Source organism: Parafrankia discariae (assembly GCF_000373365.1).
GTDB classification, from domain to species: domain Bacteria; phylum Actinomycetota; class Actinomycetes; order Frankiales; family Frankiaceae; genus Parafrankia; species Parafrankia discariae.
This window is the reverse complement of sequence record NZ_KB891103.1, coordinates 414,849-436,798: the sequence shown is the minus strand read 5'-3', so window position 1 is coordinate 436,798 and position 21,950 is coordinate 414,849. Positions and strand designations below refer to the sequence as shown.

17 protein-coding genes and 2 pseudogenes are annotated in these 21,950 nt (G+C 71.6%); 6 read left to right on the top strand and 13 right to left on the bottom strand.

Translation table 11 applies throughout. The features are described from left to right. Positions 1-251 precede the first annotated feature (251 nt). The 7 genes from B056_RS35045 to B056_RS0104025 are packed head-to-tail and all read right to left on the bottom strand — an operon-like array spanning position 252 to position 8,602. On the bottom strand, positions 252-3,686 hold the full coding sequence (locus B056_RS35045) for a protein kinase domain-containing protein (protein ID WP_051105523.1): 3,435 nt from the start codon (positions 3,684-3,686) through the stop codon (positions 252-254). Beyond that, complete coding sequence (locus B056_RS0104050; RefSeq protein ID WP_018500625.1) at positions 3,683-5,113, bottom strand: phosphotransferase; 1,431 nt, start codon at positions 5,111-5,113, stop codon at positions 3,683-3,685. The genes B056_RS35045 and B056_RS0104050 overlap by 4 nt, the downstream gene beginning before the upstream one ends. Then, positions 5,110-5,904 (bottom strand): hypothetical protein, encoded by a 795-nt coding sequence (locus B056_RS0104045; RefSeq protein WP_018500624.1) that lies wholly within the window; start codon positions 5,902-5,904, stop codon positions 5,110-5,112. Before B056_RS0104045 ends, B056_RS0104050 begins: the two co-directional genes overlap by 4 nt. Positions 5,905-5,914: 10 nt before the next feature. Beyond that, positions 5,915-6,757, bottom strand: coding sequence for a VWA domain-containing protein (locus tag B056_RS0104040; protein ID WP_018500623.1), 843 nt, complete (start codon positions 6,755-6,757; stop codon positions 5,915-5,917). A 17-nt stretch (positions 6,758-6,774) separates the two neighbouring features. Then, positions 6,775-7,410: a hypothetical protein gene (locus B056_RS0104035; RefSeq protein WP_026239297.1), complete on the bottom strand. Its 636-nt coding sequence runs from the start codon at positions 7,408-7,410 to the stop codon at positions 6,775-6,777. Continuing rightward, on the bottom strand, positions 7,407-8,084 hold the full coding sequence (locus B056_RS0104030; RefSeq protein ID WP_018500622.1) for a hypothetical protein: 678 nt from the start codon (positions 8,082-8,084) through the stop codon (positions 7,407-7,409). Before B056_RS0104030 ends, B056_RS0104035 begins: the two co-directional genes overlap by 4 nt. Next, positions 8,081-8,602: a hypothetical protein gene (locus B056_RS0104025; protein WP_018500621.1), complete on the bottom strand. Its 522-nt coding sequence runs from the start codon at positions 8,600-8,602 to the stop codon at positions 8,081-8,083. The genes B056_RS0104030 and B056_RS0104025 overlap by 4 nt, the downstream gene beginning before the upstream one ends. 121 nt (positions 8,603-8,723) lie before the next feature. Here B056_RS0104025 and B056_RS0104020 point away from each other — a divergent pair, with 121 nt between their 5' ends. Further along, the gene (locus B056_RS0104020; RefSeq protein ID WP_018500620.1) at positions 8,724-9,107 is read left to right on the top strand and encodes a response regulator transcription factor; all 384 of its coding nucleotides are present in this window, start codon (positions 8,724-8,726) and stop codon (positions 9,105-9,107) included. Here the strand turns inward: B056_RS0104020 and B056_RS0104015 are convergent. From B056_RS0104015 to B056_RS0104005, 3 genes are all read right to left on the bottom strand, one after another. Beyond that, positions 8,999-9,814, bottom strand: coding sequence for a response regulator transcription factor (locus B056_RS0104015; protein WP_018500619.1), 816 nt, complete (start codon positions 9,812-9,814; stop codon positions 8,999-9,001). The genes B056_RS0104020 and B056_RS0104015 overlap by 109 nt on opposite strands. After that, positions 9,811-11,592, bottom strand: a complete 1,782-nt coding sequence (locus B056_RS0104010; RefSeq protein WP_230202807.1) for a sensor histidine kinase — start codon at positions 11,590-11,592, stop codon at positions 9,811-9,813. Before B056_RS0104010 ends, B056_RS0104015 begins: the two co-directional genes overlap by 4 nt. 267 nt (positions 11,593-11,859) lie before the next feature. Beyond that, the gene (locus tag B056_RS0104005; RefSeq protein WP_018500617.1) at positions 11,860-12,735 is read right to left on the bottom strand and encodes an LLM class F420-dependent oxidoreductase; all 876 of its coding nucleotides are present in this window, start codon (positions 12,733-12,735) and stop codon (positions 11,860-11,862) included. Between the two features lie 127 nt (positions 12,736-12,862). Here B056_RS0104005 and B056_RS45670 point away from each other — a divergent pair. Further along, a pseudogene (locus B056_RS45670) lies at positions 12,863-13,054 on the top strand (VTT domain-containing protein); the annotation flags it as partial. Here the strand turns inward: B056_RS45670 and B056_RS40185 are convergent. Further along, a pseudogene (locus B056_RS40185) lies at positions 13,012-13,239 on the bottom strand (ABC transporter ATP-binding protein); the annotation flags it as partial. The pseudogenes B056_RS45670 and B056_RS40185 overlap by 43 nt on opposite strands. A 328-nt stretch (positions 13,240-13,567) precedes the next feature. On the opposite strand from B056_RS40185, the gene B056_RS43470 reads away from it, so the two are divergent. From B056_RS43470 to B056_RS0103980, 3 genes are all read left to right on the top strand, one after another. Further along, positions 13,568-13,738, top strand: coding sequence for a hypothetical protein (locus B056_RS43470; protein ID WP_018500615.1), 171 nt, complete (start codon positions 13,568-13,570; stop codon positions 13,736-13,738). Next, positions 13,722-14,453 carry a phosphatase PAP2 family protein gene (locus B056_RS0103990; RefSeq protein WP_018500614.1) on the top strand — a complete coding sequence of 244 codons (732 nt, stop codon included), beginning with the start codon at positions 13,722-13,724 and terminating at the stop codon, positions 14,451-14,453. The genes B056_RS43470 and B056_RS0103990 overlap by 17 nt, the downstream gene beginning before the upstream one ends. A 1,232-nt stretch (positions 14,454-15,685) precedes the next feature. After that, positions 15,686-16,291, top strand: a complete 606-nt coding sequence (locus B056_RS0103980) for a hypothetical protein (protein ID WP_020572304.1) — start codon at positions 15,686-15,688, stop codon at positions 16,289-16,291. 542 nt (positions 16,292-16,833) lie between these two features. On the opposite strand, the gene B056_RS0103975 is transcribed toward B056_RS0103980, so the two are convergent. Together B056_RS0103975 and B056_RS0103970 are read right to left on the bottom strand one after the other, a co-directional pair. Beyond that, positions 16,834-17,550, bottom strand: a complete 717-nt coding sequence (locus B056_RS0103975) for a TetR/AcrR family transcriptional regulator (RefSeq protein ID WP_020572303.1) — start codon at positions 17,548-17,550, stop codon at positions 16,834-16,836. A gap of 35 nt (positions 17,551-17,585) precedes the next feature. Next, positions 17,586-18,575, bottom strand: a complete 990-nt coding sequence (locus B056_RS0103970; RefSeq protein WP_230202806.1) for an HAF repeat-containing protein — start codon at positions 18,573-18,575, stop codon at positions 17,586-17,588. A 1,458-nt stretch (positions 18,576-20,033) separates the two neighbouring features. Here B056_RS0103970 and B056_RS0103965 point away from each other — a divergent pair. Further along, positions 20,034-21,866 (top strand): glycosyl hydrolase, encoded by a 1,833-nt coding sequence (locus B056_RS0103965; protein ID WP_018500610.1) that lies wholly within the window; start codon positions 20,034-20,036, stop codon positions 21,864-21,866. The last annotated feature ends 84 nt before the right edge of the window (positions 21,867-21,950 follow it).

Genomic DNA, 21,950 nt, shown 5'->3' with positions numbered 1-21,950 from the left:
CTCACCCTGCCGTACAGCAACGGCGGCACCGAAGGCGTCAACACCAAAACCAAGAAGATCATGCGCCAGATGCACGGCCGAGCCGGCTTCCCGCTCCTCCGCCACCGAATCCTGCTCGGCTAACTCTCTGTCACCACCGGATGTGCGGCAGAGCCAGTAACTTTACAGACCCGTGCCACGCGCTCCCGGCCTTCGTCGCCGTGGCCGATCACCGCGCCGCCCAGAGGCCGGCGGGCCGGGTCGTGGGGTGGTCAGCGGCCCTTCCGGGGGGTGGATCCGCGGCGTAGCACGGGCCAGGTGACCGCGGCGACGGCCGCGGTCAGCAGCACGAGCGCGGCGAGGTCCAGTGCCCAGGTGCCGGCGTCAGCCGTCCACAGCGGGTCGAGGTCGGGGCTGGCCGGGTTCTGCCGGTAGCCGGTGGTCGCGGCGACCAGTGCGAAGCCCCACCGGGCCGGCATCAGGTACGCGAGCTGTTCCAACGGCGGGCGGCCGTCCAGCGGGATGAGCAGGCCGCACAGCAGGAACTGCAACAGCAGGACCACGACCAGGATCGGCATGCCGCGGTCGGCGTTGCTGATCAGCGCCGAGACCAACAGACCCTGGGCCATCGCGGCCAGCGCGACCGCGACCATGGCGACAGCGACCTCGGTGACCCCGCTCCCCAGCGCGAGCGGGGTGTCCGGCCCGGGCTTGCCGACCAGCCCGACGAAAGCCAGGATCAGTGCCTGCGCGCTGGTGATCATTCCTAGTACGGCGAGTTTCGACCAGAGGTAGGCGCTGCGGGAGAGCCCGATCGCCTGCTCCCGGCGGAAGACGGAGCGCTCCTTGACCAGCTCCCGGAACGCGCCGGCGAACCCCGTGAACGCGCAGCCGAGGACCAGCATGAGCATGAGCGGGGCGATGTCGTCGCCACCGCCCCGGTTGGCCCGCAGATGGGCCCACGACAGCCCGTGCCCGCCTGGCAGCAGCTGCGCGAACAGGCTCAGGACCAGCGGCAGCGCCAGCAGGAACAGCGCGTAGGGCCGGTCGGCCGCGATCACCGCGAAGTAGCGGCGGGCGAGCACGGCGAACTGGCGCAGCGCCGGCTGCTGGCGCGGCGGCGGGTCCGGCACGGCCGGTGCCGGACCCGCCGCCGCGGGCCGGACCGGACCGCTCGGCGTCCCGTACCTCGCGTACTCGGGCGAGGTCCGGAACCGGGACGTCCAGTCGACCTCCCGGGACTGGTCGAGGAGCAGGAACATGTCCGCGAAGTCACGCTGGCCGAAGTAGCCGAGGGCCTCGCCGGGCGGGCCGAAGTAGGCCAGCCGGCCGCCGGCCGCGAGCACGAGCAGCCGGTCGCACAGGTGGAGCTGCGCGGGTGAGTGCGTGACGACTACCACCGTCCGGCCGTCGTCGGCGAGTGTGCGCAGGGTCTGCATCACCGACTTGTCCATGCCAGGGTCCAGCCCGGACGTCGGTTCGTCGAGGAAGAGCAACGACGGGCGGGTGAGCAGCTCCAGCGCCACGCTGGTGCGCTTGCGCTGCCCGCCGGACAGGGTGCTGATCCGCTGTCCCGCGTGGTCGGCCAGCCCCAGTTCCCCCATGACCTCCTCGACCCGCGCGTCCCGGTCGGCCGCCGGGGTGTCGGCGGGGAACCGCAGCTCGGCCGCGTACCGCAGGGCCCGACGGACGGTCAGCTGTGGGTGCAGGATGTCGTCCTGCGGGACGAGGCCGATGCGCTGGCGCAGTTCGTCGTAGGACGCGTAGAGGTCACGGCCGGCGTAGCGGACCTCACCGGAGTCGGCGGGGCGCTGCCCGGTCAGCGCGCCGAGCAGGGTGGACTTCCCGGCGCCGCTCGGACCGACGACGGCCAGCAGGCTGCGCTGCGGCAGGGCGAACCCGACACCGTCGAGGAGTCGCCGGCCGGAGCGGGTGACGGCCAGGCCGTCGGCCTCGAACGAGATGTCACCCGAGTCGGTGTACTCGACGAGGGTGCCGCCCTGCAGGTGCAGCAGGGCATGCCCGATGCCGACGATGTCCCCGGCCCCGATCGTGGCCGCCTGGCCGATCCGGTGGCCGTTGACGAACGTGCCGTTCCAGCTGCCGAGGTCGACGATCCGATGCTCGGTCCCGACCTGGCGCAGCTCGGCGTGCCGGCGCGAGACGAGCGGGTCGGTGAGCACGATGTCGCACTCGGGCGTGCGGCCGATCACGACCGGCGCCGCCCCGACCGGGTGCAGGGCTGTGGCCTTCCGTCCCCACCACATCCCGCCCGGGCTCTGCCCGGCGGAGGAACCCGGCGCCGGCGCCGGCGCCGTTGGCGGTGGCGGTGGTGTGGAGCGTTGGGCACCCGGCGCCTGCACCGTGGGCGACGGCGCGGCGGTAGCCGGCCACTTCGCATGGTGGTGACTGGTTTCGAAGAGCGCCGTGGGCGTCAGCTGCGATGCGGGCGGCGGTGATGCGGATGGCGTCGACGGCGACGCGGGCGGTGCCGGTGGTGGTGCCTGCGGCGGCGCGGATGGCGTCGACGGTGGGGTGCTCGCGGCCTGCCACCAGCCCGCTGTGGGTGTGGGTGTGGCTGGCGCGGCGGGTGTGGCTGGCGCCGCGGGGGTGGTCGGCGCGACGGGCGGCGCGGCCGGTGGGGTGCTCGCGGCCCGCCACCAGCCCGCGGCGGGTGTGGTCGGCGAGGTGGGTGCGGCGGGCGGAGCTGGCGCCGGCGCTGTGGGAGACGGGGGCGGGGGCGTGGGGGTCGCCGCGGGAGCGGCGTTTCCCCGGGTCCACCACTTGCCTCCCGGAGCCGGAGCCGGGGCCGGGGCCGGGGCCGGGGTCGGGGTCGAGACCGGGGCGGCGGGCGGGGGGACCGGTACCGGTCCTGCCGGGACCGCCGACCCGAGGGCGGCGCGGGCGGCGGCCGCGAACACGGACGCGGCGGGATGCCGGTCGGCCGGAGACTTGGCCAGGCCCTGCGCGATGACGGCGTCGAGAGCGGCCGGTGCCCCGGGCCGCACCGCGGACAGGACGGGCGGCGGCTCCTCCAGATGCGCCCTGATCACCCCGAGCCGCTCGGCGGTGACGAACGGCCTGCGCGCGGTCAGGCACTCGAAGAGCAGGCAGGCCAGCGAGTAGACGTCCGCCCGGTGGTCGACCCGGTCGGAGAGGAACCGCTCGGGCGCCATGTACTCGATCGAGCCGATCGCCGCCCCGGTCGCGGTCATCCCGGCACCCTCGACCGTGCGGGCGATCCCGAAGTCGACGAGGTAGACGAAGTCGGTCGGACGTCCGCGGCCGGCGCACAGCACGTTGGACGGCTTGACGTCGCGGTGCACCAGCCCGTCGGCGTGCGCGGCGTCCAGCGCCGAGGCGATCTGCTCGACGACGTCGACGGCGGTCCGCGGGTCGAGCGGCCCGCCGCGCAGGACCGTGCCCAGGTGGGCGCCCTCCACCAGGCGCATGTCGATGAAGAGCTGGCCGTCGATCTCGCCGTGGCGGTGGATCGGGATCACATGCGGCTCGCGCAGCTGCGCCACCGTCTCGGACTCCCGGCGGAACCGCTCGGTGTAGTGCGAGTCCCCGGCCAGGCTCGGGAGCAGGAGCTTGAGGGCGACCATCCGCTGCTGCCCGGTGTCGTAGGCGCGGTAGACCTCGCCCATCCCGCCGCGGCCCAGCAGTTCCTCGATGCGGTACGGGCCGAACATCCGCTGCGTCATCGCGCCTTCCCCGGTGGTTGTCGCTGTCGCTTTCGCCGTCGGCGGCGGCGGACCATGAGGACGAGGACGGCCAGCGCCGGCACGAGGGCGACCAGCGCGGAGACGGCGGCCTCGTCGTCGGAGGTCAGGCCGGTGAGCGAGGCGGCGACGAGGGCGCGGCCGAGCCCCCAGACCAGGACCGTCACGACCGCCGCGAACAGGGCCCAGCCCACCTCGCGCAGCCACCTCCCGGCGTTGCGTACGGGGGCCCACGGCACCGGCTCCGGCCGCGTCGGTGTGGGCTGGGTCGGCCCGGGTGGCTGCTCCCACCAGGCCGGCTGTCCCGCCGGCCGCGCGGCGGACCGGGGATGTGGCCCGGCCGGTGTGCCGGTGTTCCGCGGCGGTGCGGCGGTGGGCCGAACCGGCGTGGTCGGCCGTACCGGCGTGGTGGTTCCCTGGGCCGGCGCGGGGATGATCGGGAGCGGCGCGGTGGTGGCCTCGGGCGGCGCGCCGGCCGGCGGGTGGGCGGCCGTGCGGGTCCACCAGGGGACGGGCCCCGAGATCAGGCCTTCCAGGTCGCCGGTGGCCGTCCAGCCCGGGGCGCAGCAGGCGCGCAGCCGGGCCGCGAGCTGGTCGATCTGTGGGTCGTGCAGCCGCTCGACCCACGACCACACCTGGGTCCGGTGCGGGGGCCGGTAGTCCTTGTCCCGGAAGAGCAGGTTCTCGCCGTCGTTGAGCCGCTCCCACTGCTTCGGCTCGCGGGCGAGCGCCAGCAGCGACAGGTAGATGACGAGCCCGGGGAAGGTGTCCATCCACGGGCCCCAGGGCCGGTTCTCGGGCTGGTAGTTGCGGTGGCCGCCCTCCGTGGGCGGCGGGGAGCCGGTGAACGGAGCGATCCACGAGCTGTCGAAGTCGACCAGGCGCAGCTGGCCGGCCGAGTCGACGAGCACGTTGCCGTGCTGGAGGTCGCCGTGCGCGAACCGGGCGGCCTGGGTGCGGCGCAGCAGGTCACGCCAGGAGGCGGCGAGGGTCTCCAGGGCCGTGCGGTCGTCGGCCTCGACGAGGTCCTCGACGTGCCGGTCGAGGGTGTGCCCGTCCACCCAGTCCATCTGGACCATCGGCCAGCGCCGGCCGTTGACGAGGATCGCGTCGTCCACCCAGCGGCAGCCGGCGACGTCGCCGGTGAGCCCGCGTTCGGTGAACCAGGCGTTGAGCGCGGTGTAACGCTGCTGGGTGGAGGCGTCCTCGCGGGTGAAGAACCGCAACGCCTGCGTGGTGCCGCCGACCGTAGCCCGGAACACGACCGCCGTGCTGCCCGACGCCGGGACGGGAATGCCCAGCATCGGGTGGACGTCGAACTCGGCCCGCGCCAGCTCGGGACGGTCGAACACGAGGTCGGGCCGCTGCACGGCCTTGATGTAGTCCTCGGCGGACAGCTGGTCGCTCACAGCGGGACCACCAGGGCGCCGGGCTCGGTGGTGGCGAGCCGGACCCGCAGCAGGGTGACGTCGTCGTTGCGCATCCGCCCGGCCGCGCGCTGGTCGGCGACGATCGCCGCGAACACCGCGTCGTGGTCCAGGCCGGCGAGCGCCGCCCACAGCGACGCCTCGTCGCGACCGGCCTCCAGCAGCAGCCACTGGGCCAGCGCGTCGGTGGCGATGTAGAGCACGTCGCCCGGGTGGACCTCGCCACTGGACAGCTCCAGCGCGCGCAGCATCGGGCCGAGTGCCTCCGGGCGGGTGCCGATCCCGTCGGGGGAGAGCCCGAAGTCGTCCACGCCGATCGGCGGGAAGTGGGTGAGCAGCCGGCCGGCCCGGACGTGGAACAGCACGGTGTCGCCGAGCGCGGCGGCCTCCCAGCGGGCCCCGGGCCCGCCGAGGCCGGTGAGGCGGCAGCCCAGGAACGTCGCGAACGACCCCTCGGTGTGGAACTTGTGCTCCTCGATGACCGTCGCGAACCGCGTGGGCGCCCCGGCCACCCACAGCCGCTGGGCCTGCTCGAACCAGGCGCGCAGCGCGTCCGGGGTGAGGTCGGGCCCGGTGTCGGCGACGAACGAGCCGACCAGGTGCGCCACCCAGCGGATCGCGTCGTAGGCCTCGGTGGCGCCGTCCACGACCGCGTAGCGGGGAGTGGTACCGGCGGCCGGGTCGCCGTCGTGGAAGGCGGCGGCGTCCTCCCATTCCGACGCCGCGCTGCCCAGCTTCTCCAGCCAGAAACAGGCGGAGCGGGCGAGGATCATCAGCGGGTCCTCACCGGTCCCGGACGTCGGCGACCCGGGTGCCGATCTCCAGGAACCACACCAGCGTCGCCAGGCCGGCGTTGAACACGAACCCGCGGGCGCCGTCGGCGATCTCCACCCGCGCGCCGCGGGCGTTCGCGACCATGGACGCCGGCAGCGTGCTGGAGATCGCGAACAGCTCGGGGCCCGGTTCGGGCAGCCCCGCCGCGGTGACCGGGAACAGCGCCTCGGGCGCGAGCGTCGGCGACAGGAAGATGTTGAACAGCAGCGCCTGGCCGTGGTGGGTCTCGATCGAGGTGAGCCGGGCGGCCCATTCGGCGAGGCCGGCGCCGTCGTACGGGCTGTCGGTGACCATCCCGTCGGTGATGTTGATGACGATCGGCGGGAACGAGTCGGGATGGCTGGCCGCCCACCCGTACACGTGCTCGCCCGCCGTCGCGATGGCCTGGCACATGGGGGTGCGGTAGCCGAACACCGGCTCGATCCAGACCGGGAGTTTGGACCCGGCGACGGCGTCGACCGACTGTTCGGCCTCGACCCGCAGCGGATGGTCGAACACCTCCGGGATCGGCACGATCGGCTGGCCGCCCAGAGCCGGTTCGACGCCCTCGCCGCCCGCCACCGGGCAGGCGCCGTAACCGAAGACGCCGACGTCGAAGTAGTGCCGGGCCCGGCCGCCGACCTCCTTCGCCGACTTCACGCACAGGTCGAGCAGGATCTTGTTCACGGCGCGGGCGGCGCCCTCGGCGAGCGTGCCCCCGCTGGACTGCCACGGCTGCTTCATCGAGTCGGACCGGTCCAGCAGGAACACGATGCAGCCGGGGTTGGTGCGGGAGAAGGTCTGCTCGTACATTCGTCCATCCGTCCTGGTCAGCGGGTGTTCCGGCGGCGACTCGCGACGACGGTGACCGGCCACGCGGTGCCGGGCCGCCAGGTCCATTCGTGGCCGTCGACGCGGCAGCGGAACGCGTAGCCCGCACCGGTCTGCCGGACGTCGAGGCGGAACGCGCCGCAGCGCGGGCACTGCACGACGCGGGCGGAGTCGCGCAGCTCCCCGAGATCGCGCGGTGCCGGGCGGGCCGGCGTGGCCGCGGCGGTGGGCGCCGCCGCGGGCGGTGGGGCGTCCCTGCCCCACCACTGCCCCGCGGGCGGGGCGCCCCCGACCGGCTGCCCGACCGGCAGCACAAGCTGTGCGGTCTCCGGCTGCCCGGTCTGCGGCTGCCCGGTCTCCGGCCGCGCGCCGCCGGCGCCCGGCCCGGACGACGGGCGCCTCGGTTCCGGGGATTGGCCGCGGTCCGTGACCGGTTGCCCCAGCAGAGCCGCGAGCAGCGTGCCGGCGGCGGCGGACCCGAGAACCACGGCGAGCGTCGTCTCGAACGGGCGGTCCCGGAACAGCAGGGCCCAGCCGAGTCCGGACGCGACGAGCGCCGACGCCGCGAGCAGCGGGAGCTGGACCCGCCCCGCCCGTCCCGCCGGGGCCCGTCCCGCAGCGGTGCGCCCCGTCATGACTCCTCCAGGCGGAACAGCACGTCGGCGGCCGGGTTGGTGACCGCCTGGCACTGCTGGTCGCGGGTCTCCGTGTCGGCGAACCGCCACCCGGCCGGCGGGTCCAGGCAGACCACCGCGTTCAGCGGCAGCTCGGACGGCATGAACCGCCCGTTCGAGTCGAGGGCGTCGCTCCGCGGCTCGCTCCGCCCGTGGCGGATCGTGACGGTGCCGCCGCTCGGGGGCGGGTCGTCCCCGTCCGCCCGCTCCGCGACCACGCGGACCCGCTCGACGGTGACCTTGGTCGGGGTGTCGCCGGACACCCGCTCCCGGGTGCACGTCGAGGCCGGGTCCGAGCCGGCCACCCGGATCGGCGTCGTCGACGAGACCACGCACACCTCGTGGTCGCCGGGAACGACGTTCTCGGACCACCGGCCCTCCGCGTCGATCCCCCCATCGGCCAGCACGGTCGTGCCGTGCCGGATCTGGACGGTCAGGCCGGCCGGGAGCGAGGTGCCCGGCGCCCCGACCAGGGTGACGTCGACCTGCTCCGGCTTGCCGGTGACCGGCGACTGCGACGCCGCCGCCGACGCCACGACGACGCTCGACAGCGCGACGGCACCGACCGCGATCGCCGCCGCGTAACCGGGTGTCAGCGCCGGATGCCGCCACAGCGACGCGCGGCGCGTTGTCATGCGCACGTGAACTGGTAGGTGACGCTGCCCGATCCGGACCGGTTCGGCGCGGAGACGACCACGTTGAAGCCCCCACCGCCGCCGGAGTAGCTCCCGCCGATGCGGACGACATCGCTCTCGCCCTCGTCGAGGAACCCGGACGACGGGCTGACCGAGACACCGGACGCGGACGCCGCGTTCCAGCGGACCGCCCCGTCGAACGCGGAGATCTTCAGCTCGCTGTCGATGCTCGAGCAGTCGACGCGGGAGGTGCCGTTCGTGCCCCGCTGTGTGACGGTCGCGGTTCCGGTCGAGTCCGGCGTCACGCCCGTCGGGATGTCCGGACGCTCGGCCGGCCCCGGCCCGTTCGGGCCGCCACCGCCGAGACCGAGCGAGCCGGAGCCGGAGCCGGAGCCCGAGCCGGAGCCGGAGCCGGGATTTGAGTCGGAGGCGGAGTCGGAATCGATCTGGCCACGGACTACCACGAATACGACGATCACGGCGAACACGCACGCGAGCCCGGTCAGGACGGCCTTCATGGGAAGGAGTGTCGGACGGACCGGATCTGGGCACATCCGTGCCGGCACGGGCTTTCGGGAGCGATTTTCCCAGTGCTGGCACCGAGATCCGATACGGCCGCCGGGTGCTACCGTCCGTGACATGGACCGGGTGGCGGTGGGCCGCGTCTTCATCGTCGACGACAGCGAGCCGTTCCGCGCCGTCGCCCGCGCCCTCCTGGAGAGCGGCGGCTACCAGGTGGTGGGCGACGCCGGGACCGGGGCCGAGGCGCTGGCCGGTGTGCCCGAGGCGGGCCCCGACGTGGTGCTGCTCGACATAGCCCTGCCCGACATGGACGGGTTCACCGTCTGCCGGGCGTTACGACGAACGGCCCCCGGAGCCACCGTGGTCTTCTGCTCGGTGCGCGACGCCGAGCACTACGGCGACGCGGTCGAACGGTCGTCCGCCGCCGGGTTCCTGCCCAAGTCGACGCTGTCGGCGGCCGCGCTGGCGCTGGTCGTGGCCCGTCGCGCCGAGCGCAGGTAGGCGAGCACCGCGAGGACGCGGCGGTTGTGCTCGGCCTCGTCGGGCAGCGCGAGCCGCTGGAAGACCCCGCGGACGTGCGTCTCGACGGTGCGGGTCGTGAGGTGCAGCTCGTCGGCGATCGCGTTGTTGGACCGGCCCTGCGCCATCAGCGCGAGGACCTCCCGCTCCCGCGGGCTGAGCTCGGCCAGCTCGTCGCGCCGGCCGCCCCTGCCGCCGACGAGCAGCGGGACGACCTCGGGGTCGAACGCGCAGCCGTCCGCCGCCACCTGGCGCACGGCGTCCAGGAAGCCGGGCCCGGTGACCCGGTTCTTCAGCAGGTAGCCGACGCCGCGCGCGGTGTGCCCGACCAGCTCGTCGAGGTGGGCGGCCTCCAGATGCTGCGACAGGAGCAGCACGCCCGTCCCGGGATGGCTCCGCCGCAGCCGCACGGCCGCACGCAGCCCCTCCAGGTGGTAGCCGGGCGGCATCCGGATGTCGACGACCGCGAGGTCCGGGCGGTGCCGTTCGACGGCGTCGAGCAGCCCGGCGGCGTCCCCGGCCTGCGCGACGATCGCGCACCCGTCGCGTTCCAGCAGCTCGGCGAGCGCGTCCCGGAAAAGCGCGGCGTCGTCGGCGAGCACGACGCGGGTCACCCCCGCGGGCGGGCCGGCTGGGCCGGGCGGGCCGGGCGGGCCGGGCGGGCCGGGCGGGGTGGTGGCGGTGGTCAAGGCCCCTCCAGAGGTAACTCCGCGTGGACGGACGTCCCGGCGCCGGGGAGGCTGCGCACGACCAGGCTGCCGTCGAGCACGGCGGTCCGGTCGCGCAGCCCGAGCAGGCCGGTTCCGGCGCGCGTGTCGGCGCCGCCGACACCGTCGTCGGCGACGGTGACGAGCAGGCGGTTCCCGGACGTCCGGACGTGGACGTGGATCTGGCTGGCGCGGGCGTGCTTCGCCGCGTTCGTCACCGCCTCGGCGACGACGAAGTAGGCCGTCGCGGCGACCTGGTCCGGCAGCGGCGGCAGCGCGGGCCCGTCGACGACCCGCACGGGGAAGGCGGAGCGGGCGGCGAGCGCGCGCAGCGCGGGCAGTAGCCCGGCCTCCGTGAGCACCGCCGGGTGGATGCCGCGGGCGAGCTCGCGCAGCTCCGTCACCGCCACCTCCAGTCCGTCGGCGGCCCGCCGCAGGAGCACGCCGAGCTCGGGGTCGGGTGGCTCCGGGCCGAGCCGGTCCCGCGCCAGTCGCAGGATCAGCGCGGCCGTGACGAGCTGCTGCTGGGCGCCGTCGTGCAGATCGCGTTCGATCCGGCGGCGCTGCTCGTCGGCCGCGGCGACGATGCGGACCCGGGACGCCCGGACCTCGGTGAGCTGGGCCCGCACCTCCGCGGCGAGCCGTTGGTTGTCCAGTTCGAGCGCCGCGGCCGCCGTCACCGCGTGCAGGACGTGCCGGTCGGCGCGCAGCGCCGGGTCGTGCAGGAGCACGGCGACCACCCGCAGACCACGCCGGACCGGGCTCACCGCGTCCTTCGGGCGGGGTGTCACCGGCCGCCCGTCGGCGTCGACGTAGCCGTCGGTGGGACCGGCGTCGTCCGGGCGGGGGTAGGCGATGCGCAGCGTGGGGTCGCCGAGCGCGCGGGCCAGCAGGTGGCGCAGCTCCGTCGGCGGCCGCTGCGGCAGCTGGAGCAGGAGGTCCCCGACGGCAGTGCGGCCGAGCCGGACGCGCAGCGCGCCGGCCAGGAACGCCACCGGGAGCCCGAGGGTGGCCAGGTGGGCGACCTCGTTGACCAGCAGCGCGGTCGAGCCGGTCAGCGCCGGGTGGAGCAGCGACGCGACGCTCCCGACGAGCCCGACCCCGTACACCGGCGCGAGCACCCGGCGGGCCGGCGGGGTGGCGGTGAACCAGCGCCGGACGAGCAGGCCGCCGACGACGACGGCGACCACCGCCTGCACGCTGTCGATCAGCAGGTCCTGCGTCCGGGCGAGGTTGGTGACGAACAGCAGGTTCGGCGTGTACGACTCGTAGAACGGGACGCCCAGCGGCACCAGGACGCCCACGAACACATACACGCAGCCGGTCAACGCCCGCTCGGTGCGCGTCCGCAGCCGCCCCTCGGGAAAGGCCAGCAGCAGGTGCACCAGGCAGCCCGAGGCGACGCACCGGAAGAACATCCCGACGGTGTGCGGCACCGGGTGGTTCGAGACCTGCAGGTCCTCGGCGAACCAGGAGATGCCGACCAGCACCATCCGCAGCCCCAGCCGGCCCGGCCGGCGCAGGTGGGTGACCGAACCGGTCAGCAGGTAGAGCCCGCCGACAAGGCCGGAGAACAAGGTGCTGGTCGTGTCCTTGTCCCGACCGCTGTCGGCCAGCCAGAGCACCACCGCCCCGAGGACCGCGCCCGCCACGGCGAGCGCCGGCACACCGTACGGCCCGCGCGACCCGCCCCCGCTCCTGGTCGGGGACGCCGTGGCCACCGCCCCCGGGAGGAGCAGCCCGCCCGCCTGACCGCGCACGGCCGCGTCCCCCACTCCCAGACCGCCCGAATCCGACCGGCGGATCGCTCAGATTACTGATCGATTATTCGCCAGGTGGTGACCGTCGACAAGGCGGTTGTGCACTCAGCGGAACACCGGAAAGGCGCCTTCCACCAGCCCTGCTCGCCGGTGCCGGAGTGATGACGGAGAATGCCTGGTAGACGGCCTCCGATGGTGTGGTCGAGGTGGCCGCCCCGAAAAATCCTCCGCGATGTCCCGGGTAACGAGCCGCCGCGAAACCAGCCGTCAGGCGGCCAGGTCGAGCGCGGTGGCGAGGGCACGCCACTGCGGCCGGGGAACGGTCGTCGGGTCCTCGGTGAGGACCTGGAGGCACACGTGGTCCGCGCCCGCGTCCTGGTGCTCCCGCACCCGGCTGAGCACCGCGTCGAGATCACCCCAGGCGACCAGCGCGTCGACGAGACGGTCGCTGCCGCCGCCGGCGAAGTCGTCCGGCGTGAAACCGAGCCGGAGAAGGTTGTTGGTGTAGTTCGGGAGGGGCATGTAGCGGCTCACCGTGGCGCGGCCGATCGCGCGGGCCCGCTCCGGGTCGGTCTCCAGGACGACCTTCTGCTCGACGGCGAGCAGCGGAGCGCTCCCGAGGATCTCCCGCGCCCGCCGGGTGTGTTCCGGCGGGACGAGGTAGGGATGCGCGCCCGCCGTGCGCTCGGCGGCGAGCGCGAGAACCCGCGGGCCGAGCGCGGCGAGCGCGCGGTTCTCCCGGGGTACCGGGGTCTTCGCCGCGTCGAGGCCGTCCAGGTAGTCGACGACCTTCCGGTACGGTTGCTCGTAGCGTTGCCCGGTCGGCTCGACGTTCGCGGCGTGCCCGGCCCCGAGGCCGAGGAGCAGCCGGTCGGGGTGGGCCCCGGACACGCGGGCGTAGCTGTCGACGACCTGGTCCAGTGGCTCGGTCCAGACGTTGACGATCCCGGTGGCCACGGCGATCCGCGGCGTCGCGTCCAGCAGCGTCTCCGCCAGCGTGAGGTCGGCGGCGGACGCGCCGACCCAGATCGCGTCGTACCCGAGCTCGGCCAGCTCCGCGGCGATCTCCGCGCGTTGCCCGAGGTCGCCGGGCCAGTAGAACGAGGCCCGCCACACTCCGACCCTGCCGACGTCAACCGCCATGACCCTGTCCCTCCGCCGCGACCGGTCCTTCAGTACTCAGGATTCCAGCCGTCGCCGGCGACGGCTTATTCCGCCGGTTCGGACGACCTCGCTGGGCGGCGTGGGTCGGCAGTGTGAGATCACGGTGGCGCTGTTCCGGCGTCCGGACTCGCGGCTGTTCAAGCGGGAGTATGTGGAGCAGGCGCACGAGTTCTTCGAGAAGCATGGTGGTCGTTCGATCGTGCTGGCGCGTTTCGTGCCGATCGTGCGGACGTTCACGCCGGTGATCGCCGGGGTGAGGACGATGAGATGGTCGGCGACCAGCGCCATCTCGCTCATCAGGTGCGACGAGACGAAGATGGTCCGCCCGGCGGCCGCCAGGTCGGTGAGCAGATTCCGGATCCACAGCACGCCCTCCGGGTCGAGCCCGTTGACCGGCTCGTCCAGCATGACGGTCTGTGGGTCCCCGAGCGGCGCCGCGGCGATGCCGAGCCGCTGGCCCATGCCGAGCGAGAAGGCGCCGGCACCCGCCAGCCAGCGGGAGCTGCCCTTGCGGCCGGCCACCGCCCCGCCGATCCGCCAGGTACGGGCGCGCCGGTATCCGCCACGAGGACCGTCCCACATCGTCCTCACATGTCGGCCGTCCTAGTCTCCCCTGGCGAGGAGCGGTCTTCGGACGGGGCACACCCGGCGGATGGGACGCGCTCTCCGGTCGAGCACGTCTCGGGGCCCGGAACGACCGCGGGACCGAACGCGAAAGCCCGACCGCGGAGGGAAGAAACGCGCAGAGAACGGCCACGAAAGGCCAGTCGCGAACGACCGACCGAGAAAGCTCGACCGGGGAACAGGAACATTGGAAGCGATCATCATCGACCGTGTCGCGGCGCCTGACATCGAGGCGGTGGCCATCGTGTCCCGACGAGCCCTGCCGGCGACCCGTGCGATGATCGCCGACGTGCCGACGGGGTCTCCCGTCGGCGGACATGCGTCGACCCGGCGGGCAATCGGTGCGCTCGACCTCTGACCGGCCGGCGGGCCCGCCCGCTCCGGAGCGGGCCCGCACCGAGACCGTCCGGTACGCCGTCGTCGGAGTGGCAGGGATCCTGCTCACGGTGCTGCTGGGCGCTGTCGTCTTCCGGAGCGGAACGCCGCTCGGTCTCGACGCCGGGTGGCACCGGTGGGTGCTGGCCCACCGTAACCCCGGGATGTCCGACGTCGTGGTCGCCGTCACCGACACCGGCGCCGGTGCCTGCGCCTACTCCCTCGCCGCGCTCGCCGGCGCCCTGGCGGCGCCGAGGTGGCGGCGATGGTGGCTGGGCGCCGTCACGGGAGTCGCGGCGCTGCTGTTGGGGCAGTTGTTGAGGACCTCGCTGGCGGTCATCGTCGGCCGGGCGCGACCGCCCGTGGCGGACTGGATAACCCATCCGTCCGGCTTCGCGTTCCCATCCGGCCACACGACCACCTCGGCGCTGGTCGCCGCGGGTCTCGCCGCGGTGCTGTACCGCCGGGCGCGCAGGCGCTCGACCAGAGCCGCGGCTGTCGCCGTCCCGGGTGTCTGGGCCTTCGCCGTTGGGCTCAGCCGGATCTACCTCGGGGTGCACTGGCCCACGGACGTTTTTGCCGGATGGCTGTTGGCCACGGTCCTCGCTGTCGCCTGCCTGCCGTCGCTGGGTGCCCTGCTCGCGTGGAGCGGCCAGATCGGCCACACCAGACGCGGACGCGGACGCGGTCGCGGGTGAACCCGAACCCACCCGCGCCTGCCTCATCCCCGCGGCGGCGGCGATGACAGGCCGGCACGGCCGCTTACCGGTGCGGCGCCAGCCGGCGCTCCTGACGGACCACGCGGGATCGTCTCGTCGGTCTCCTCACGGTTCTTCCACGCCGAACCGGCCGAGGCGGATATAGAACAGATCTAAGTACTCCTGGTTAATATCTGTCTATCGATCAAAACGGGTCTGATTGGGTGGTGCCTCCGGCTGACAGCTGAGCCGAGCGGGAGCGGCGGCAGCCGGGGATCGCTGCGCGGCTCAGCCGGGCCATGACTTTCCGACCGAGCCAGTGCGCTCATCACGCCGGCCATCGTTCCCCGTCCCGCTTACGGCGTCGCGCCCGATGAGGATCTGGGACCGGAGCGAGGTGGCCGCCTGGATCGCGCAGTACCGGCCCGCTGCGGTTGGCGAGCCCGGCCTCGACTAGCCATGAACGACTACGGGGAGCGTCAGGTGAGCACCAGATGGGGCACTTGCTTCCTGGTGACTATGGGCGGTCGGTTAACTACGTCGAGCGTGGCTCTGCAACTCTTCGGCGCCGGCGGGATCGTGGCCTGTGCGTGTGTGGCGCGCTGTGGGCCCACTTGCGTGCCACCAGGGCATCGCGACGGTCGTTCTGGCTGCGGGAGACCGGCATATTCTCCGTTCCGGAGAGCGGTTTCCGGTTGGTCTGGAGTTGGCGGCCGGGCCTGCCCGAGCCCCTTGCTGGTTCCAGCGCCCTGAAGTTCGACGGCTCGTCGCGCGAAGAATGGTCCAGGCGGATGTCGGTATCTCAAAAACCCGGACAATGCGGACGGGTCACCCGTCGCGACCTTCGAAGATCTGTGCCTGATTTGAATAATTTGTTTCGCGTATGCGTGCTCCGGCCTGTCATCGTAACGTGCGTCTCAACCTTTTAAGGGCTGGTCTGGTTGGCGGAAGCCGGTCATCCGCCGGTTACCTGCTGGCCAGTCGGAAAACTCGCGCGAGTGCCGGTCGCTCGTCTCCGCGCTTCCGTCTCTTCGTCATATACTCTTCTCTCGTCAGGCTAGTGATGACTCTCGGGGCCGAAAGTCCTATGGGCATCTAAACTTCTGGCCGGTATGCTGCGAGCGCAGGAGGTAGCGGAAGCGGTGGCTACTCGGATACCTAGGAGGAGAGCCGATCAGGGGGCGGTTCGACTTAACGCGCGCGACTTGCGCGCGCTAGAGTGGATCTTCGATATGTATGCGGTCTTCGAGAGCGATCTGCCTGACGTGCTCGACCCCATTCGGCTCATCTCGAAGAACGCGGCACGGTCGATCGTGACTCGTTGGGCCAACGCCGGGGTCGCGTACGCCGAGCCGGTGCTCGCCAACCAGGGGCGCCTCGTCCGGCTGACGCCGGACGGGGAGAAGCTGGTGAGCACCGGAGGTGTGCCCTCGCCCACGGCGGCGTCGGGCGTGGCCGCGACGGCGGTCCACCACGCGATGGTGGCCCGAACTCGGCTGCGGCTGGAGCGCGACGGTCTCTCCGACCTGGTTGTCGTGGGCTGGCTCAGCGAGCGGCAATGGCGAATGGAGAACCGTTCCCGGGTCGCCGCCGGCGAGCAGGTACCCGACGGAATGGCGCGTCTGGACAATGGCGACCTCTGCCTGGTGCAAGTCGGACACACGCGAATCGAATTCATGCGAATCAGATCAATTGTCATTGATCTCCTCGGCAAGTACGAGACTGTCATCGTCGCCGTACCTGGCGATATCGCGTCGCTCGTGCAGTCGACCTGGAACGAGCCGGACCTCTCCGGCCCTGGAACGGATCACGGCGGCCTGCACCTGATCGTGATTTGAGCGGGCATTCCAGCTGGAGGACGGCTGATGCGTGCCCGCGTCCGGGAGGACCGCCTGCCGCGGGGACGCCCTCCAGGCCCCACGCCGCCTGCGAGCACAGCTAGAGGCTGTTTCGTAAATCGGTTGGGTGCGGTGTGGATGGTCAGCGAGGCTGGTCCACCGGTCCGGCTGATGTTGTGGAGATAGACGATTCCGGCAGGGGTGACCCCGAGGGCGCGGGCCTGGCGGCGGTAGTCCCGCAGAATCTTCCAGGTCTTCATTCCGGCGAGGGTGTGCCCGACGCGGGCCCGGACCTCGTGGTGCGCTCGGTTGAATTCCTCCTTCCACGTCGATCGTGACCCACGGGCTCGTCGAGTACCGGCAGTTCTTCGACGGGCGGCCAGGGCGTGGTCGCGGGTCGGGGTCGACGTGCCGTCCACGATCGCGATCTGGTCACGGCGGGGGCGTCGGGTCGGGCCAGGGCCGGCAGCGGAGATGACCCGCACCCCAGTATGATCCACCCGGTCGACTCGGACCCGGCCAGCCGGGTCGCGGAACAGTCCTCAGGGATGACCGTCGCGGTCGCTGATCTGCCAGCCGTCCGCGATGAGTGACAGCAGCCGGTCAAGATCTACGCCGGAATAATGATTTTGTGAATGTCGGGCGCCGAGTTCCCTCTCCTGACCGGCGGCCGGCTGAGCCTCAGGCGCGCCGGAGTCTCGCCACCCGCGGCCAGGGCCCAGCGCCGACACGAGTGCGGCCGTGACCGTCACCAGGTCGTCCACGGTGATGTCGGTACGCGCGTTGCCGGCGCGCTGAGCACGGGCGAGCAGTCCGGCCCCGGCGTCACCGAGTGGCGTGGCGGGGGAGGCGGGCGGCGCCGCCCGAGGTAGCGGCGCTATCTGCGGGGCCTCGAGTGGGAGTGTGGAGACCCCCTGCCGGATCAGGAGATGCCTCGCGAGCTGCCGGAGCCAGGCGGCGAGCGCCGCGCCGGGTGGGAGCCGGTCGCCCAGCTCGTCCGCCTGGTGGTGGAGGCTGGCGACATCCTGGCGGTACACCGCCTCGATCAGGTCCTCGCGGTTGGCGAAGTTCCGGTAGAGCGTCGCGGGGCCGACCCCGGCGCGTCGCGCGATCGCGTTCAACGGTGCGTTCGTACCGAACTCGGCGAAGACCGCCCGCGCGGCGGTCAGCAGGCGCTCCTGGTTGCGGACGGCGTCGGAGCGTCGGCGCCGTTCCGCCGGTCTGTAGGCGATGCCGGCATCGCCACTCTGGCCGCTCACGGTCGCATGCCGCGTACCACCGCTCTCAGGCATCACTACTGCGTCCAGAAGGTGGCGTGGGGGACAGAACCAGAGACACCCATCGCCTCACCGAGAACGACTCCGCTGGCCGTCACGTGACTGGCCGAACTCTGCCTCCCGCCGAGGGTTCCGAGATCGGTGACCACTCCGTGCCGCCAGCGAAACGCGTGCCCGTCCCCGTTCGGGAGCTCGGCTGTTCCGCAGACCACACCGGAGTCGTTGAGCCCGGCCGGGTCGACCCAACCCTCGCCGAAACCGAGGATCTCGGTACGACCGCCACCGGCCCAGAGGAATCCCCGAACTCCCTCGCCGTAGCTGCGTACGAGCACCTGGCCGGCCTTGTTTATCGCGACAGCTTCGCTGTGCTCTTCTCCATCGATCGTGCCGAGATCTGTCATTATTCCGTTCTGCCAACAGAATGCGTGGGTCCGGTCGTCCGCGGTGCCGCTGCTCCCGATGACCAGCCCGGCGTTGTTCACGCCGGACGCGCGGCTCCAGGTGCCCCCGAGGGTGCCAAGGTCGTGCATACGGTGGTCGGACCACACGAACGCATGATTGTCCCCACTGGGCGTCTGGCTCGTTCCGACAACCAGGCCGAGGTCGTTGATGGCGGCGGCGGAGCTCACCGGGCCGCCGAGGGTGCCGAGATCCTCGCCGATGTCTCCCCTCCACAGACAGGCATGCCGGTCCCCGCTGTTCGTGCTGCTGCTCCCGACGACCAGGCCCAGGCCGTTGACACCCACGGCGGTACTGAAACGCCCTCCTGGGATGTCCGTCCCGCCCAGGTGGGGAAGCGCGGAGTGGATGCCGTAGCTCCAGCGGAAGGCCTGTCGGCCATGCCCGCCGGTCATCTCACCCACCACGACGCCCAACGGACTCATGGCGATCGGACGGCTGTTTCCGGGGAGGCGGCGAATCGTGTTGCCCTGCCGCAGGAAGCCGTCGGCCCGATCCCGGCCGCTCTGCCAGAGGCCGGCCAGCAGGCCACTGGCGTCACCGCACACCAGGCGTCCCGGCACGCCCGGTGGCCCGGCTATGGGGGTCGCGGCCCGACCGGCCCGCCACGGGGGTATCGCCGTAGTGGTCGCGGTAGCCACTGACGCCGGGTTCCTCAGGCTGATCGGCCCCGCGGCAGCGGCCGACACCGCGAAGCGCGCGACTGCTCGACGGTCATTTGGCATGAAAGGCTTCGCTCCATTTGTCTGGCTTCGGGAGTTCGGTGGCTCACGACGTTGACCGGGCGTGAACGCCTGGGGCGGTCATCTGGTGTTCCGAGACCGTCATCAGTGTCAGAGAATTTCATTCTGCGGCATCGGTAGACCGTCTACGACACATCGTCGGACCACATGCGTGCCACAAAAATATTGCTCGCTGTGTCTCGCGTTCTGGACCCCCGCCGGATGGTTGTACGGCAAAAACTCGACCGTTGGCCCGGAAAACTTTCAGGGGATTGCCGAGAAATTCCTCGAAAGATCCTGGTGACGGTTTAGATAATGGCTCGGAAACTGCTGGTTAAGTGCCTGTTTTCATTCGGGCTGGCAGTGGTCGAATCAGCTGGGATGGCTGATGGTCGGGGGTCCGCGCGCCAGCGGATGCCCAGGTCGGCCGCTCGTGCCGCCGCGGACGTCGACAGTGCGGCGGGGTCGAGCGGTTCCGGGCCCGCCGCGCTGTAACCCGAAGGCGTGGCCTCTTCGCCTGCGGAATACCGGCTTCGCGCGGGTGACACCGCCCTGGGGAGATTGCGGCTTCGGTGCCACCGCCTGGCTCGCCCTCGCTGCGCCGATTGGCCGGACGGGCCCCGCTGAACCATTGGGCCGGGTCGGGAGGGAGCCGCTGAGCCGCGGAGCGGGGAGTCGCCGGGCCGCCGGACCGGGTGACCTCGGCGATCCGTGATACGGCCGGTAGTCCCAAGCGGGCCCGACCACACTCGGGTCGGCCGGCCCGTGGAGCTCGCGCTGTCGGTCCCCGATGCGTCGCGCCGCCCTCGGCCGTTGGGCTCGAGGCCTGTCGCCAGCGTTCACGACGGTACCTTCTCCCAGTCGAAAACAGGTCGCTGACTGGACGGTCACGAGAAGTTAACCACTGTTCTGAAAGGCGTAGTCGGTGGTTTCTCTCTGGGATTTACGGCCGATGGATCGAAATTTTTATGCCATTCGGCGGTGATCAATCGATGCGGCATCCTCGGATGGTGACCATTGGGTTCGGGTGTCTTGAATCTCCGAAAAAACTGCGGCGTCGCGGTGAAACCCTGAGGTGATTTATCCTGAGGTGCTGTTCGTGGTTGTGACCTCCTTTGTGGAGAGTGTGGCCGCCTTGGTTCACGGTGGGATATAAGGATGCGTGCAACGAGAGAAAAAATCCGGGCGAAGCATCGCCCTTCGGGGCGCTTCGGTAGATTCAACCGGCGGTGTTCGGGCCCTGCCCGCCGTGTAACGAATCTTGTCGCGCTCATCGTGATTGCCATGGCCGGCGCGGTACTCGGGCCGGCGGTGGCCCCGGCCCGTGCGCAGACGACCATGACGACCATCGAGGACACCGCCGTCGGCACGGGCGTCAACCAGGTCTCCTACACGGGAGCATGGTCGGTGTGCACCGGTTGCGGGCCGGCGACCCCGAACAGCAGCTTTCGCTACTCCTACGGCTACGGTTCCCAAGCCACGATCCGGTTCTCCGGAGCCCAGATCTCCGTATTCGGCATCAGGAACCCGCTCGGGGGGTTCGCGGCCTTTAGTGTCGACGGTGCGACGCCGACCATGGTCGATACTTTTCTCATCTCCTCGGCGGTGGCTCTGAACTGGAGCTCGGCGCGGCTGCCCGAGGGCGTCCACACCCTGACGATCACGAACGTGCATCAGCGCAGCGGCGCCTCGTCGAACTTCTACGTGGGATTCGACCGTGCCGTGGTCGGCGACGCGGCGGTCGTGCCGACACCACGGATCACACCTCCGGTCACCGTTGAGGACACCGCCCTCGGGATGGGAGCGAACCAGGTCTCCTACGCCGGCACCTGGACCCAGTGTGTGGGCTGTGTGGCCGTCTCTCCCAACAACAGCATCCGGACGTCCACGGCCGCCGGTGCGGCGGCCACCATCCGCTTCTCCGGCGTCCAGGCGGACATCTACGGGGTCAAGGGGCCCAACGGAGGGCGCGCCGAGGTGCGCGTGGACGGAGGAATGGCCTTCCCCATCGACACGTACGCGCCGACCGCGTCGATCACGCTGTTGTACAGCTCTGCCCAGCTCTCTCCTGGAAACCACGCCTTCACGCTCGCGAACACAGGGCAGCGCAATGCGGCGTCCACCGGGAACTCCGTGAGTTTCGACCGTGTGGAGGTCCCCGCCGGCCTGACGCCGACCCCGGTGCCGCCGCTGTACGCGGGACTCCTCTCCGGCAAACCGTGGAACTCGGGGAGCTTCCCGGACCCGGTGATGAACACGACGAACATAGACGCATTCTGCACCTGGCGGGGGGCGCCCTGTGACTTCGTCCTGCTTTACACCACGCGCAACAGCTGGACGAACATCACGCAGCCCACTGATCTGCTGCGGAACTTCGCCGGCTGGCCGGGCCGACTGATAATCGCGAACCCGCCCTTCCCGGAGAATATGGGCGCGAGCAACTCGACCTGCGCGACCGGCGCGTACGACTCATATTGGCGGAATTTCGGCAGCACGCTGAACGCCTACGGTCGCCAGAATTCGATCATCAGGCTCGGATGGGAGGCGAACGGCGACTGGTTCCAGTGGTCCGCCACGAGTCCGACGGCCTTCATCAACTGCTGGCGCCATGTGGTGGACTCCATCAGGGCCACGGCCGAACCTGATCCCGAGATATCGTGGAGTCTCAACGCCCACTACTCGCAGAATCCGCCCAGCCACAACGCGCTCGACATCTACCCGGGGGACGCCTGGGTCGACGACATCGGTCTGGACTACTATGACTTCTGGCCGCCGTCACGCACGAAGGCGGAATTCGATGCCCAGGCCACCGCGGTCGGTGGGCTGGCCTACTACTACAACTTCGCGATCGCCCACAACAAGAAGTTCGGCGTCGGTGAGTGGGGAGTCGTGAGCGGGGCGGGATCGAACGGGGGAGGCGACAGCGCCAACTTCATCCAGTGGATGAACGACTGGTTCGTGGAACGCGCGGGGCGGGGGCTGTCGTACGAGTTCTACTTCGGCAACTGTGATCCCGGGAACGTGGGCTCCAACCTGTACCGACCTCTCGGGCCCGGTTGTATCTACCGGAACACGAACGCCGGCGCTCGCTATCAGCAGCTCTGGCGGCGGACATAGGCCCGACTTGGTTTGGCCTTGGCGCGTCCCGCGAGTGAGCCCTGCCTGAGCCCGGTACTCGATCCCACCGGGCGTGTATCGGGT

Excerpts from the sequence above, each read along its gene's own strand:
- B056_RS0104030 (WP_018500622.1), bottom strand. The coding sequence starts at position 8,084 with ATGACAACGCGCCGCGCGTCGCTGTGGCGGCATCCGGCGCTGACACCC.
- B056_RS0104035 (WP_026239297.1), bottom strand. The coding sequence starts at position 7,410 with ATGACGGGGCGCACCGCTGCGGGACGGGCCCCGGCGGGACGGGCGGGG.
- B056_RS0103980 (WP_020572304.1), top strand. The coding sequence starts at position 15,686 with ATGTATGCGGTCTTCGAGAGCGATCTGCCTGACGTGCTCGACCCCATT.
- B056_RS0104025 (WP_018500621.1), bottom strand. The coding sequence starts at position 8,602 with ATGAAGGCCGTCCTGACCGGGCTCGCGTGCGTGTTCGCCGTGATCGTC.
- B056_RS0104045 (WP_018500624.1), bottom strand. The coding sequence starts at position 5,904 with ATGATCCTCGCCCGCTCCGCCTGTTTCTGGCTGGAGAAGCTGGGCAGC.
- B056_RS35045 (WP_051105523.1), bottom strand. The coding sequence starts at position 3,686 with ATGACGCAGCGGATGTTCGGCCCGTACCGCATCGAGGAACTGCTGGGC.
- B056_RS0103965 (WP_018500610.1), top strand. The coding sequence starts at position 20,034 with ATGGCCGGCGCGGTACTCGGGCCGGCGGTGGCCCCGGCCCGTGCGCAG.
- B056_RS0104020 (WP_018500620.1), top strand. The coding sequence starts at position 8,724 with ATGGACCGGGTGGCGGTGGGCCGCGTCTTCATCGTCGACGACAGCGAG.
- B056_RS0104040 (WP_018500623.1), bottom strand. The coding sequence starts at position 6,757 with ATGTACGAGCAGACCTTCTCCCGCACCAACCCCGGCTGCATCGTGTTC.
- B056_RS0104005 (WP_018500617.1), bottom strand. The coding sequence starts at position 12,735 with ATGGCGGTTGACGTCGGCAGGGTCGGAGTGTGGCGGGCCTCGTTCTAC.